This window comes from Bacillus sp. DJP31 (assembly GCF_049310945.1).
GTDB lineage: Bacteria > Bacillota > Bacilli > Bacillales > SA4 > Bacillus_BS.
Genome location: NZ_JBMERO010000005.1, coordinates 154,289 through 169,001 on the forward strand (window position 1 = coordinate 154,289; position 14,713 = coordinate 169,001).

Annotated in this window: 14 protein-coding genes; all 14 read right to left on the reverse strand. The window is 36.8% G+C overall.

All coding sequences use genetic code 11. From position 1 onward, the window contains the following. Window positions 1-425 precede the first annotated feature (425 nt). The 14 genes from prmC to ACOI1C_RS07320 all read right to left on the reverse strand — a co-directional run bounded on the left by prmC (window position 426) and on the right by ACOI1C_RS07320 (window position 14,021). Window positions 426-1,280 (reverse strand): peptide chain release factor N(5)-glutamine methyltransferase, encoded by an 855-nt coding sequence (gene prmC / locus ACOI1C_RS07255; protein WP_422509450.1) that lies wholly within the window; start codon window positions 1,278-1,280, stop codon window positions 426-428. Further along, complete coding sequence (gene prfA, locus ACOI1C_RS07260; protein WP_422509451.1) at window positions 1,281-2,348, reverse strand: peptide chain release factor 1; 1,068 nt, start codon at window positions 2,346-2,348, stop codon at window positions 1,281-1,283. A 100-nt stretch (window positions 2,349-2,448) separates the two neighbouring features. Beyond that, window positions 2,449-3,045 carry a transposase gene (locus tag ACOI1C_RS07265; RefSeq protein WP_422509452.1) on the reverse strand — a complete coding sequence of 199 codons (597 nt, stop codon included), beginning with the start codon at window positions 3,043-3,045 and terminating at the stop codon, window positions 2,449-2,451. A gap of 226 nt (window positions 3,046-3,271) precedes the next feature. Beyond that, entirely contained in the window at window positions 3,272-3,610 is a 339-nt protein-coding gene (locus ACOI1C_RS07270; protein WP_422509510.1) for a hypothetical protein, read from the reverse strand. A gap of 1,166 nt (window positions 3,611-4,776) precedes the next feature. Next, window positions 4,777-5,328, reverse strand: a complete 552-nt coding sequence (locus ACOI1C_RS07275) for a DUF3221 domain-containing protein (RefSeq protein WP_422509453.1) — start codon at window positions 5,326-5,328, stop codon at window positions 4,777-4,779. Between the two features lie 87 nt (window positions 5,329-5,415). After that, on the reverse strand, window positions 5,416-6,609 hold the full coding sequence (locus tag ACOI1C_RS07280; RefSeq protein WP_422509454.1) for a S1 family peptidase: 1,194 nt from the start codon (window positions 6,607-6,609) through the stop codon (window positions 5,416-5,418). A gap of 454 nt (window positions 6,610-7,063) precedes the next feature. Next, on the reverse strand, window positions 7,064-7,432 hold the full coding sequence (locus tag ACOI1C_RS07285; protein ID WP_422509455.1) for a hypothetical protein: 369 nt from the start codon (window positions 7,430-7,432) through the stop codon (window positions 7,064-7,066). Next, entirely contained in the window at window positions 7,419-7,718 is a 300-nt protein-coding gene (locus ACOI1C_RS07290; protein ID WP_422509456.1) for a hypothetical protein, read from the reverse strand. The genes ACOI1C_RS07285 and ACOI1C_RS07290 overlap by 14 nt, the downstream gene beginning before the upstream one ends. Before the next feature lie 58 nt (window positions 7,719-7,776). Next, complete coding sequence (locus tag ACOI1C_RS07295; protein ID WP_422509457.1) at window positions 7,777-8,208, reverse strand: YhcN/YlaJ family sporulation lipoprotein; 432 nt, start codon at window positions 8,206-8,208, stop codon at window positions 7,777-7,779. A gap of 67 nt (window positions 8,209-8,275) precedes the next feature. Further along, window positions 8,276-8,890, reverse strand: coding sequence for a thymidine kinase (locus tag ACOI1C_RS07300; RefSeq protein ID WP_422509458.1), 615 nt, complete (start codon window positions 8,888-8,890; stop codon window positions 8,276-8,278). A 276-nt stretch (window positions 8,891-9,166) separates the two neighbouring features. Then, the gene (gene rpmE / locus ACOI1C_RS07305) at window positions 9,167-9,367 is read right to left on the reverse strand and encodes a 50S ribosomal protein L31 (RefSeq protein WP_422509459.1); all 201 of its coding nucleotides are present in this window, start codon (window positions 9,365-9,367) and stop codon (window positions 9,167-9,169) included. A 331-nt stretch (window positions 9,368-9,698) separates the two neighbouring features. Continuing rightward, window positions 9,699-10,973 (reverse strand): transcription termination factor Rho, encoded by a 1,275-nt coding sequence (gene rho / locus ACOI1C_RS07310; protein ID WP_422509460.1) that lies wholly within the window; start codon window positions 10,971-10,973, stop codon window positions 9,699-9,701. A 580-nt stretch (window positions 10,974-11,553) separates the two neighbouring features. Continuing rightward, the gene (gene glpX / locus ACOI1C_RS07315; protein WP_422509461.1) at window positions 11,554-12,522 is read right to left on the reverse strand and encodes a class II fructose-bisphosphatase; all 969 of its coding nucleotides are present in this window, start codon (window positions 12,520-12,522) and stop codon (window positions 11,554-11,556) included. Window positions 12,523-12,734: 212 nt separating this feature from the next. After that, window positions 12,735-14,021: a UDP-N-acetylglucosamine 1-carboxyvinyltransferase gene (locus tag ACOI1C_RS07320; protein WP_422509462.1), complete on the reverse strand. Its 1,287-nt coding sequence runs from the start codon at window positions 14,019-14,021 to the stop codon at window positions 12,735-12,737. Window positions 14,022-14,713: the final 692 nt, after the last annotated feature.

The window sequence follows — 14,713 nt, forward strand, 5'->3', positions numbered from 1 at the left end:
GGACAAAAGTTGAATATCTTAAACTAGTAAAATCAAAAAATCTAGTAAACTTTTAAAAAGTAGGTGATTGGTTGATGTGCGGAGTAGAAAATGAGGGTCAAGTTTTGTGTTAAGTCGAATTGCTGAGTATATTAAAGTTGTAAAAAATTGTATATATTCTTATAAATAGTCACTTTTGGCTGATAAATCTCGATTTCCGCTCACATTACGAAAAAAACTCTTATAAAATGGAATTTCGGCTTATAAAGGGACTATTCTGGCTTATAAGTTCTAGATGGGCTAAGAATCAAGGGATAGCACCGACCTAAATCGAATAGATAGAGTAGAGATCCTACCCAGAAAATGAAAAATTGCATCCTTTTTTAACTATTTTCAGTCTTTCCTTCTAAAAAACAAAAAAAGATCAAGGAGTCATCCTCCCGATCTTAATGTAATGTTGCAAAAACCATTCGATCTTTACCGTTAATATCAAATTTCACTTCTACAGATGCATTCGGGAACGTTTCAATCATGAGATCAGCAACAGCTGAAGCTTGCCCTGCACCGACCTCAAACGCTATAAGTGACCGTTCGTTTAGTACTTGAGGAAGCTCCACCATAAACCTGCGGTAAAAATCTAAACCATCCTCGCCTCCAAAAAGGGCACGGTGGGGTTCATGGTCTTTTACAATATCGGACAATACTTCGCATGTTGGGATATACGGAGGATTTGATATGACGATATCTAGCTTTTTCCCAGATATTATAAATGGAGTTAACAGATCACCGAGCATAAATTCTACCCTACCACCCAGACGTTGTGCATTTTCACGTGCAATTTCAATTGACTTATCAGCGATATCCGTAGCCGATATGTTCAAGGTTGGTTTTTCTAATGCTAAAGTAATAGCAATTGCCCCACTGCCAGTTCCGACATCCACTACCTGTAGTTGCTGGTTGTCAGGGAAATGTTCCTCCATTCGTTCTAGCAACCCAAGCACTAGCTCTTCTGTTTCTGGCCTTGGAATCAACACTTCCTGATTTACTATAAACCTTCGCCCATAAAATTCTTCATAACCGGTGATGTGCTGGACTGGAATTCCTTTTTCATGCAGATGAACTGCTTCTATAAAGGCTTCCTTTTGCTCCTTGGTTAAATCGTCTCTCATGTTCATAAACAGTTTCGTTCGATCCCAATCTGTCACATGAAGGAGTAAAAGCTCTCCCGCTTTCGCTTCTCTACCCGCATGCTCTAAAAAAGAAGAAGCCCATTTTAGGGCTTCATACACTTTTGTAAACAATTATTCGTCCCGTTCCATTCGGCTTGCTTGGTCTTCCATAATTAAAGCATTGATGACCTCGTCAAGCTTCCCTTGAAGAATTTGATCAAGTTTTTGGATGGTTAACCCAATACGGTGATCGGTCACACGGTTTTGCGGGAAGTTATACGTACGAATACGCTCTGAACGGTCACCTGTACCTACGGCTGATTTTCGGTTAGCGTCATATTCATCTTGAATTTCTCGCTGAAATTTATCATAAACACGAGCACGTAAAACTTTCATTGCTTTTGCTTTGTTTTTGATTTGTGATTTTTCATCTTGGCACGATACGACTACCCCTGTAGGAATATGGGTTAAGCGAACAGCAGACATCGTCGTATTTACCGATTGTCCACCAGGACCACTAGATGCAAAGGTATCCGTACGAATATCTTTATCATGAATCTCGATTTCTACTTCTTCAGCTTCTGGTAAACAGGCAACCGTAGCCGTTGATGTATGAATCCGACCACCCGATTCCGTTTCAGGCACACGTTGTACACGATGAGCCCCATTTTCATATTTCATCTTGGAGAAGGCACCTTTGCCGTTCAGCATAAAGATAATTTCTTTATAACCACCAACACCTGCTGAAGAAGTTTCAATGACATCTATTTTCCAGCCTTGCATTTCTGCAAAACGAGCGTACATACGATAGAGGTCACCCGCAAATAGAGCTGCCTCATCCCCACCAGCTGCTCCACGAATTTCAATAATAACGTTTTTGTCATCATTCGGATCTTTTGGCAACAAGGAAACACGTAAACGTTCAGAAAGTTCAGCTGACTGCTCTTCCAATTCACTGATTTCCATTTTGACCATCTCACGCATTTCAGCATCCAGCTTTTCGTCTTGCATTGCCTTAGCTTCTTTTAGTTGCTCATGAACAACTTTATATTCACGGTAAGCCATTACCGTATCCTGTATATCTGATTGTTCCTTAGAATATTCACGTAGCTTCTTTGTATCATTCACAATTTCCGGATCACTCAAAAGCTCATTTAGCCTATCATAGCGATCCTCAACAGCTTGCAATCGATCTAGCATAATCTTCACCTCTTAATTTTTCCATAACATTCTAATTATAGTATAGAGGGTTAGGGGAGTCAAAGCAAATCCACGGGGTTCCAGGAACATGTCGAATTTTCTATACTTTTTGATCATAATTTCCCTTCAGAAAACTTATTCGTTTAATCTCATCGTCGATTTGAACATATTCTAAATACTTATTCATTCTTTCAATACTTGACCCAGAAAAATTGTTAGTTAATGGAGAAGAATCTAGAAAAGGGGGATTTTTATAACCAAGTTTATAGTTTTTATAGCTACTCCATGCATATTGCTCGGGGGTTTCTATCATATAAGCTTTTAGAGGATTTAAATGAATATACCTACTCACTTCTAACATTCCTTGTGGTGAGGTTATTTCCTTACTGTAAAACCTACCATCATAGACATATCCCGACAATCTGTAACGATTATTATAATATTGTGCATATTTTCTTTTAATATCTCCCACAATTTTAGAAGTAGAGTCTACTGTAGAGTTTAATTGAAGATGAAAATGATTTGTCATAATGCAATATGACGCTAGATTAAACGGGGTCTTTCCATTAACTTCTTGAAGGATGTACATAAAAATAGTGAAGTCACGGTTATCCAAGAATAATGCATCTCTTCGATTCCCTCTTGAAACTACATGATAGTAAACGGTAGGATCCCATATTCTTTTCTTCCTAACCATTTATTTCTTTGCTTTTAAGTACGTCGAATGTGGTTCACGGTAGAAAATCGATTCTCTTAAAGACCCTTCTAAATTTAAACCAATACTCGACACTTTAACAGTAATATATATCACTCCCTTTAAGTTGCTTTTTTATTAGCTCTAAGTGTTTTCGACATACATCCATAATATCCTTTATATTATTTTAATTTTTTTCGACAAAAAACGGGTGGTTCCTGGAACCACCCTAATGTCTGCACCGTGGTTCATATGACTCTGATGCTCCAACCAATATAATCGGGTCATCGTAAGAAGCCGGTTCTTCGTTAATTAATCGTTGAGTTCGACTAGCAGGAGATGCACAAACTGCGCAAACAGCCTGAAGCTTTGTTACATGCTCAGCAATTGCCAGTAACCGTGGAACTTGACCAAACGGTTCCCCACGGAAGTCTTGATCTAAACCAGCTACTATAACTCGGTATCCTTGATTTGCAAGCAATTCCACGACTTCTAGCACATGGTTGTCAAAAAACTGGACTTCGTCAATTTTGTTGCCATGAATTTGTACAGGAACAATGTCTTCTATAACTCAAATATTAAACAGTTTAATTAAAATCCCACCTACTTATTTGAATATGCAGTATCTATAATATAATCCAGTCATTACTTTCATGGATAATTTTCCACAACTGTGTAAAAAATTATTAAAGCAACTAGAGTACAACTTCCAAACAGAGGAAGGTAAGTACCTTCTTTTTTTATATAACTTTTTTTTAAAAAAAGCACTCTAAACATCAATACTTAGAGGGATAAATGATACTATAACCGATTTTTTCATTTGAATTATGAAGTATATGCACTAAAGCAATCCCATTAGAGGCAAACTGATACTACTATTGTGGTTGTTAATTTTTCTTTTGAAGATAGATCGAAGTAGAGTGATTTGAGTTTCAGACATAGCAAAATTATATCTTAAAAACAATCAGAGTATATTCTAATTCGCAATCGAAGGGAACTTAATAAATGAAAAAGATAAATCGGGACAGAAAACAACTTTAGGAATGATGCATATTAGCTTCCATAGCACACGCCATAATGGTTGCTCACTACACTGAATTATCTCACGAACAATCTCGGGATAAATTTAATTATAACGTTCAAGATAGTTCAGGTACTCGTGGAACATTAACCTTTAACCCTAACTACTTTGTAGGTGTTTTTCGAAACATATTTAGTCAACGAGAGTATATAGATGCCCTGGATTATTTAGCAGTGTTCCCCAAGATGTAGATCATCCTTCTGTCTGTTGTCTATATTTATTCAACCTGAAACTAGATGGTTTTGCTCAGCAAAAGTACTAAATCACTCAAATCATAACCTTTTACTTTTCTACTTCTTAAGTTTAATTTGAATAAGGATTAATTGCTGTATTTTATTATCCTATTAATCAAGCAATTTCATACAGCTCGCTTGCTCTCTCTCGTATAAATGAAAGCTGTTCTATATTAGCAAAAGAAAGTTAATAAGAGTTATCTTAGTAAACAATACTAATTTAAAAAATAAAGAACCTTGTCTATCATAATAAAATTGGCCTACACACATTTTGAGTAGGCTAATTTAACATTTCTTCATATAATTGTTTAATGAAATTCACATATTCCATATTTTGAACAATTTAGGTTGAACACTAACTAAATGAAGTCAAAAGGTGAAGTTCAAAAGTGAAATGTAATTTTTTTATGATAGCCTAATTTAGTTGTTGCTTTCTATTTCACCTGTAGTGGCATTAATTATTAGTTTTCTACTAGTTGAGGATTCAATTATAGTCAATTCAGCTATCCATTGATTACTTTCTTTTACAAATTCAAGGTTATCAATAATGAAATAAGTATCTCCTATAAAATTAACTATGGTCTGGATAATCTTCGCCTTAGTAAGATCATTTTCTGGATTATCAGTAGTAAGAACTTTTGCTTCAACTGCTTTACCTTCAGCTGGCAGTGATTCTAAAAGTGGAGCAATTACCTTTACTTGTATGCCCACTCCAATCTCTAAATTTTCAAAAGAACTAATCTCATTGCTTTCAGTTATCTGGATATCCTTACTTAACCCTAATAAAAATAGACTATTCTTCTCACTGCTGGAACTTGTCTTACCAGAAACTAATAGGTTACTCTCACCCTTTGATAGAACAACCCCGTTTATTAGTGTGTAATTATTTTTCTTATCCTCACTTTTAGATATATTAGAGCACCCCACTATTGAAAACAATAATAAAAGAATTAAGAATTTTCGAAAGCACATACCCTACACCTTCATTCCTCTGAGGAGATATAATAGAATTTATTATGATTTTAAGTTTGCTGTTTTCAAATTTTAAGCAGAACAACTTTAATATGAAGTTACCACATTAATATTCATTCCACTTATAACATATTGTATATGGGAGTAAGTTCCTCCAGCTGCTGCATGTATACCTACAAGTTTATTCCCTTGAAATATTGGCGCTCCACTATCTCCCCCTTCTGAGGCATAAGATGCTTTTCTCATATTAGTAAAATAATACACTTCACCTGTGGACACTTTTCTTGTCTCTCCAGCCCAGCTAGTATCCGTCAGTAATCCACACTTAATTGTATTCGTTGTAGCTCCAGAAATACAAACCTGTTGACCTATTACTTCTTGAGAAAACGATTGGGTAGAAATAATCTTCACAGCTGTGTGATTCCCTGCAGCAAAAATGTAAGGTGACAAATCTGAACCCGATACTTTTATGACTGCCGAATCATTATTTCCTCCGTTATATTTCCTTTTACTAACTGTACCTAGATTCAATCCGGCATGTCTAAACATGTCTCCTATGCTATCTGTACAGTGTCCAGCAGTTACAATATACAAGTTATTATTGGCCTTATCCTGTGCCGAAAAGCCTGCTGTACATCCATTCCCTCTAGGTCCTGTGATTCTAGTTCCAGCCTGTACTGGTCTAGTATGGTGTTCAACATATATTGGTTGCACTTCTTTTACTGAAATTAACTGTTCATCAAACATACCCATAATTAAATCTACATCACTTTGCTTATACGGATGAACACCTATTACTATTTTATTGTTTTCTAAATCAATTCTAACAGACTGTAATCCAATTCCCATATCTTTTATGGTATCTTTTTTACTAGAAATATAGTCTTGATATTCCATTAAATCAGTATCAGAAACATCAGTTTGATATATATTTATAATATTCTTATTGTAATATAAGTTCTTTAATTGTGCCGTTTCTGTTCTAGTTAGTTGTTCCTTAAAACCGATATTTAGTGTACCACCATTTTTCTGGTCAATGTACATAGATGCAAACTTTTTATTATTTAAATTTTTTGCTATATATTCTTTAACTTTAGGAATATATTCATTCTGAGATTTAAATCTATTGTCAATTTTTAAAAATTCCTCTTCTGATAAAATTACACCGAATTTAAAGTTGAACTTATCATTTCCGTTTTTATATGAATGAATTAGATTTTGAATATATTTTGGATCATCATTAAGTCCTATTTCACTTCTATATCTAATAGACTCTTGCAACCTCTCAATTTGCTGTGAAGCACGTAATTCAAGTATAGAATCTGGTGCAGCTGCTTTGCTCGTAGTAGAAAACATGGGAAAGAATAGAGGTAAGGCTAGTACTAGAGCAATGAAAATTTTACTAAAATTTCATAATATTTCTCCTTTTCAGTAAATTTAAGATTTTTATAATAATACCATAATTGTAAATAGTTTGTATATATAGTATTTGTTTCTCATTTGCTATCTTCATGGCAAACTCTTCTTTTTCTCTATCGAAAAATGAAAACATATAAGCACTCATACTATAAATCGAGTAGAGGGAAAATAAAAAATTAGTTTTATTTTCGCCCCTCTCACAACACTTATCCCGACTTCTTAATTATTCCGACTTTTATTAGTTAGCCATTAAAAGCATGGGATTTCTTTATGTTTTTGATGGCTCGTAAGGTTAAAAAATCAGAATAATATATGTCTATAATAAACCATAAAGACGTTTGATTAGTTCTTCATCATTCTGCCATGATGAGACTTTCTGTCCCTGTGTCAAGGGATTTATATTGCTGATTGAACCACCCACTATTAATGCAAAGTATTTGAGAATCTCTTTATATTTTCCATCTAGATAATCAAATTTAATAGTAAAGGCAGACTGAGTTCGGGTATCTTTATGTTGCTTATTGCAGTACCAAATATCATTTGAAAACTTAAAATCACCATATTGTTTGGATTTTAGTTCTAATTGTTCTTTTAAAAGGTCTATATTTAAAGTGTCTATAAAAATCTGGGAATAAATATCTTCTAATACCTGTTCTTTCGGAATATAAGTATTATTTTTGTTCAAGAGATAACCCCTCTTTTTCAGCAAACTTTTTCACTTGTTCAATAGTACTTTTATAGATTTCTGATAGACTTACTTGCTCTTGGTACATCATATGTGACACATAATCAGTAACACCCTCAGTAATATAATTGTTTGCTAGTTCTTCCAAATAAACTTTCTGTTCATCGTATAATTGTTTCCACATTGGTAATTTTTGAGGGCCTGTAATTAAGAGACGACAGCCAACACATTTCTTCTTTCTACATGGACCAAATGAGACATGTGTTTTGCACAATGTCCATGCCATTCAGGTGTTTCACGTACCCCTAATTAAAAGGACAAAACAGGTGGTTCATAGAACCACCCTAATGTACCTTAACGTTTATGTGATAACGCGGCACAGCTCCAGTAATGCTTTTTAGAAGCTTGTGACGGAGATGATCACGTTCGTTTTCTGTGTAGGCTTCGTTTGTTGTGTGTACTGTCACATATGCATCATTACCGTTGATGAACACGGAACCGGGGGTGACGTCATCAAAAGTGTCTACGACTTCCCTAATCTTATCCTGATCTGTACCAATATTAGGTCTACTTTCAGTTACATCAATATAATTAGTCGCACTTTGATTCGTTAAAAATTCTTCATCACCAAGGTCTCGTTCATAGAATCCATCTTTTTTCTCATTATATTTCATGAGCTGCACACCGTTTTGATCTTCCACGGTTTGAACATTACCACAACCTTGGAGAACTAAACTGATTCCCAAACACAAAAATATAAGCAGCCTTTTACACATTAGTGAATCCCTCCTACAAATAGGATTCCCTTTGCGTTAAAGCTGCTTACATGGAAAATATTTCGAATTAATATGTTTCTTGTTTATCAAGGGCGAGCAATGCAGGCTTGTTGCGAACTTCATGACAATGTCTGCACCGTGGTTCATATGACTCTGATGCTCCAACCAATATAATCGGGTCATCGTAAGAAGCCGGTTCTTCGTTAATTAATCGTTGAGTTCGACTAGCAGGAGATGCACAAACTGCGCAAACAGCCTGAAGCTTTGTTACATGCTCAGCAATTGCCAGTAACCGTGGAACTTGACCAAACGGTTCCCCACGGAAGTCTTGATCTAAACCAGCTACTATAACTCGGTGTCCTTGATTTGCAAGCAATTCCACGACTTCTAGCACATGGTTGTCAAAAAACTGGACTTCGTCAATAGCCACAACATCAACATCTGAAGTAACATACGTTAAAATGTCCCGAGAAAAGGATACAGGCCGTGCTATGACAGATGTACCATTATGAGAGACAACATTTTCTTCGCTATATCGATTATCTATCATTGGTTTAAACACTTGAACATGCTGTTTTGCATATTGAGTTCGCTTTACACGTCGGATAAGCTCCTCTGATTTCCCTGAAAACATGCTACCACAGATGACCTCAATCCAACCGCTTTTTTTCATTTCATACATATATGACGGTCTCTCCCTTCCTCGTCTTTACATGTCACCCTGGAGTCACTTGATTGACCGGATTATAATAATTTGTTTTAAGTAAGTTATATAGTAAGCAGTATTTGATAGGATTGACTTGTTTATCCATTAAAAAGAAAAACCAGTCAGCTCATGCTGCTAGACAAGCAAAAAAAGCAAGCAAGAGATAAACACTTGCCTGCTTTTTGAATAAAAATCAGATTAAAACTTCTTTTAAATATAGCTTTTTAAAAAGTATTTCGTACTTGTACGAAATTACTTAATACCATATTTCTTGTTAAATCTATCTACGCGTCCATCTGCAGTAGCAAACTTTTGACGTCCTGTATAGAATGGGTGACAGTCCGAACAAATCTCGACTTTAACCTCGTTCATTACAGATCCGGTTTCAAATTCGTTACCACAAGCACACTTAACATTAATCTTTTTATAGTTTGGGTGAATTCCTGCTCTCATTTTTTTCATCTCCTTCCGCCCTGAAACTAGTATGTGAATCAGAGTAAGTTTTATCTCAAAATATCGTAAGTGAAATCAATCATACACATGCATAATAATCTCACTGCTAAAATAACACATGAAGAAATTATAGCAGGACTATGTTGCTTTTGCAACCATACATTATTAGATGATATGAATTTGGTGAAGAGAAAAGCAGAAGTTCCTTGCTCAGAGATCAGGCATATTCATTTACTTAGGACATACAACCGTTCAATTCCTTAATGTCACCAAGTTTTTGGGTAATCAGCCGGGATTAACCGCTTGTTTCCCTAAAATCAGCTGTACCTACCTACCTTGTATTTGCTCCAGTTTTTGGTTCATTCATCAGCTGAATAAATTCATCATTTGTTTTTGTTGATTTTAATCGTTTTAAGAATCGTTCAACAAAATCAGGAGAATCTGTCAATCCTCTTCTAATTGCCCATAGCTTCTCTATTTGATCCTTCGGTACCAGCAATTCTTCTTTTCTCGTTCCAGAACGACGTACATCAATCGCTGGGAAAATACGTTTTTCAGCTAGAGAACGGTCAAGATGTAGCTCCATATTTCCTGTTCCTTTAAATTCTTCATAGATAACATCATCCATACGTGATCCTGTTTCAACTAAAGCAGTTGCAAGGATGGTTAAGCTACCGCCCTCTTCAATGTTACGAGCAGCACCAAAGAAACGCTTCGGACGATGGAATGCAGCCGGGTCTATTCCCCCTGATAATGTTCTTCCGCTTGGAGGAATCACAAGGTTATAGGCTCTAGCAAGTCGAGTGATACTATCCATTAGAATAATAACATCTTTCTTGTGCTCCACTAAACGCATGGCTCGTTCAAGAACTAGCTCAGCAACTTTAATATGGTTTTCAGGCACTTCATCGAATGTTGAACTTACAACATCTCCAGCAACGGAACGCTCTATATCGGTAACTTCCTCTGGACGCTCGTCCACTAGAAGAACAATAAGTTCAGCTTCTGGATGATTCGTTGTGATACTATTTGCAATTTCCTTTAGTAGCATTGTTTTTCCAGCTTTAGGAGGTGCAACAATCAGACCACGTTGCCCAAATCCTACCGGGGCAATTAGATCCATAATCCTAGTAGACGCTTGATCTGGACTAGTTTCAAGGATAATTTGACGGTCTGGATATAAAGCCGTTAGGGCAGGGAAATGGACACGTTCCTTTGCTGTTTCCGGATTTTCTCCATTAACAGCCTCAACGTGAAGCAACCCATAATAACGTTCGTTTTCCTTAGGAGGTCTAACTTTTCCAGATACTTTATCACCGTTCCGCAAATCAAAACGTCTTATCTGAGAGGCAGAGATGTAAATATCTTCAGAACTTGGCGAATAGTTAATTGGCCTCAAGAAACCAAAACCTTCGGACTGAATAATTTCTAATACACCTTCCATAAACATAAAGCCGTCTTTTTCTGCTTGTGCTTTTAATATCGCAAAAATTAATTCTTTTTTGGTTAGCTTACTATAATAAGAAACCTTATAGCTTCTAGCAAGCTCATATAGGTCCTTAAGTTTTAGTTCTTCTAAACTTGAAAGGGTAAGACTATTACTCACGAGAACACCACTCTTTTTCAACAAGATTATTGTACGTTACAAACAAGCGCTTAGTATCCAATCTTTTCAAACTATACGTATAGACAAAAAAAGGATCTATAAATAAATTACGGTTAAGAAAAGAAAGATAGAAGATTTCTTCGAAGTGAAATTTGAAGAAGAAGCATGATAAGCGAATCATAACACGTAGCCAATTTCTATTTTACCCTTTTTGTACTAGTTTAATCAATACTTGATTAATGGAAATCTTGTGACAGATTCTGCGACCGATATCAGCTTTTGTCAAAAAAAGTAGGAGTAGTGAAAAAATTGTCACTGCTCCTACTTTTTTTTTAGGCTGTTTTCGTAAACATTGTTGCTTTTTAAAATAGGGTTGATTTCCACTCCAGGATGCTCGCTTTCCGCGGGGCGAGCGGTGAGCCTCCTCGGCGCAAGCGCCTGTGGGGTCTCACCTGTCACGCTGCTCCCGCAGGAGTCGAGCATCCTTCCGTTACAATCAACTGTTTACTTAATAGTTTTTATATTAAAAAATATGTTCGAAAACAACAATCTTTTAGAAAAGAGCCTTTTTTTATTATGATTAAGGCTTCATTACTAAGTTTGGTTTCTTATTTAAACTATGTCTTCCATCAATGAACCTGACAGTACCTGATTTTGCTCGCATGACAAGAGAATGAGTCGTCCCGATTGAACCTTTAAATTGCACACCTCTTAGAAGTTCCCCGTCTGTTACACCTGTTGCTGCAAATATGGCATCATCACCTTTTACTAAATCCTCCATAAATAGAACACGGTTAACGTCCAAGATCCCCATCTTTTGACAGCGAATTAGCTCCTCTTCAGATTGCGGCAAAAGCTTACCTTGGATTTCCCCACCTAGGCATTTAAGCGCAACTGCTGCTATAACACCCTCTGGTGCTCCACCAGATCCGAAAAGTATATCAACACCCGTGTGGTCAAAGGCTGTATTGATGGCCCCTGCAACATCACCATCAGTTATTAACTTTATTCGCGCACCGGCTTCTCTTATTTCTTGAATGATTTTCTCATGTCGTGGTCGATATAAAATAGTTGCCACTACATCCTCAATGTCTTTGTTTTTTGCTTTCGCAACTGCTCTAAGATTATCTAAAATCGAAGCATTAATATCAATCTTGCCAACTGATTCGGGCCCGACTGCAATTTTATCCATATACATATCTGGTGCATGTAAAAGATTGCCGTGATCAGCAATAGCAAGAACCGCTAATGCGTTCCAACCACCCGTTGCTACAATATTGGTTCCTTCTAACGGATCTACTGCAACGTCGACTCTTGGACCATAGCCTGTCCCTAGCTTTTCGCCGATGAAAAGCATTGGGGCCTCATCCATTTCACCTTCTCCGATCACAACAGTTCCTTTCATAGGTATGGTATCAAAAACATCGCGCATTGCTGAGGTTGCCGCATCGTCTGCTTCGTTTTTAAGGCCTCTTCCCATCCATCTTGCTGATGCTAAAGCTGCTGCTTCCGTTACACGCACAAGTTCCATTGATAAGCTACGTTCCATCACAATCTCTCCCCTATTATCTCTATTTAAAATTCTATCCTATTTGTTTTTGTATGTATGACATAACCTAATTGCCTTTTGTACGGAGAATTCCAACTATGAAACTGACTGAAATCCCTCATATAGATGAATATAGAGTCATATAAATAAAAATATGTTATACCAATTGTGTATTACCACAAATAGTATAACATATTATGTTCAATCTGTTATTATGAATTTTGAAGTTGTTCAATCTCTTTTTCTGACATACTTTCACGCCAGATAACAGCACCAAGCCCACTGAGTTTATCTACTAAGTGTTCATATCCACGATCTATATGCTCAAGTCCTGATACTTCTGTGATTCCTTCTGCCATCAATCCGGCTACAACAAGTGCAGCACCTGCTCGTAAATCACTTGCACGGACTTTTGCACCTTGTAGTTTGGACGGGCCGTTAATAATGGCTGAACGTCCTTCTACTTTAATGCTTGCATTCATTCTTCTCAACTCGTCAATGTGCTTAAAACGTGCTCCATAAATCGTGTCCGTTACAACACTTGAGCCCTGCGCCTTTGTTAACAAAGATGTAAGTGGCTGTTGAAGATCTGTCGGGAATCCTGGATAGACAAGAGTTTTTATATCAACAGCTTTAAGCTTATCCGTACCTCTGACAATAATTTGATCATCCTGTGTTTCAATGGTTACACCCATTTCACGAAGTTTTGCAATGAGAGACTCAAGGTGTAAAGGAATAACATTATCAATCAATACTTCTTCCCCCATTGCTGCTCCAATAACTAAGTATGTACCTGCTTCAATACGATCAGGAATGATGGTATGCCTGCAGCCCTGCAATGAATCGACACCATCAATGCGGATCACATCCGTACCAGCACCTTTAATTCTAGCACCCATGCTCGTTAATAGTGTAGCCACATCAATAATTTCAGGCTCTTTAGCAGCATTTTCAATAATAGTACGACCTTTAGCTCGAACAGCAGCCAACATGATATTAATGGTCGCACCTACACTGACGACATCTAAATAAATTCTTGCTCCTATTAATTCGTCAGCTCGTAAATAAATGGCACCCTGCTCATTGGTAACTTTTGCACCAAGTGCTTCAAATCCTTTTATATGTTGATCAATGGGTCTTGGACCTAAATGACAGCCACCTGGTAAACCAACCACTGCTTTTTTAAACCGACCAAGCATCGCTCCCATTAAATAATAGGAAGCACGTAACTTTTTTACCTTACCATTTGGAAGTGGCATCGAAATCATTTGAGATGGATCCACAATGATTTCACTATTGTTTAAGGTTACTTTTCCACCAATCTCTTCTAGCAAGTCAGATAATATTTGTACATCCGAAATGTTCGGCAATCCATCAATAAATACAGGGGATTCCGCTAGAATGGTTGCCGGAATTAAAGCCACCGCACTGTTTTTAGCACCACTAATACGTACGGTTCCTCTTAATTTATTTCCACCTTCTATTTTAAGCTTATCCATATAAAGACTCCCTTCTTCTTAAAGGTCCTGTCGAAGGGTAGCGAGGTTAAAACGTACCTCAAAAGCATTTAGAGCCCTTCCACATATCTTTTACCTTTTATTTTACACGAAACTGAGAAAATTATGTAATGAAAAGGAAAAATTGAGACAAATTATCTAGACAAGATAAATTTTAGCATTTTTTGATTTCATTCCATTGGTCTATCATACCTTATGAAGCCAAAAATGAGGAAAAAATTGTAGAAAACTGGAGAATTCGCTATTTCGTTAAATAAAACCTGCCTATTTAGAGTGGGGATTTGGTCTGGGGGTGCAATTTGGTCTTAGTTTTCTTCTTGGTTTTGGTTAAATCTTGGTTTTATCTTGGTTTCGTGCCGAGGCCGCCCTTCCCGGAACAGGCTTCTCCACTCCCATGACTGTTTGTAATACAGGTGCTCCGCGAGATTGTGTGGTTTCACATCGAACAAAAGGCGAAAAGCGCCCCGTTTTGCCTCAGGCATAGCAAATGTTCTGAAAAAATGAAAAAGTTGGTTTTCCCTTCTTTTTTCAGAACATTTGACCTCGAGGGGCAGGGCGCTTGCGCCGGATTCAGATGCACTAGCCCATATAAATTCTGATATTATAAAAAAGGACGAATGAAAAGCTCGCTTTTCAATTCGTCCTTTTTTTAGACTTGAAGTAGGGAGCGGTTC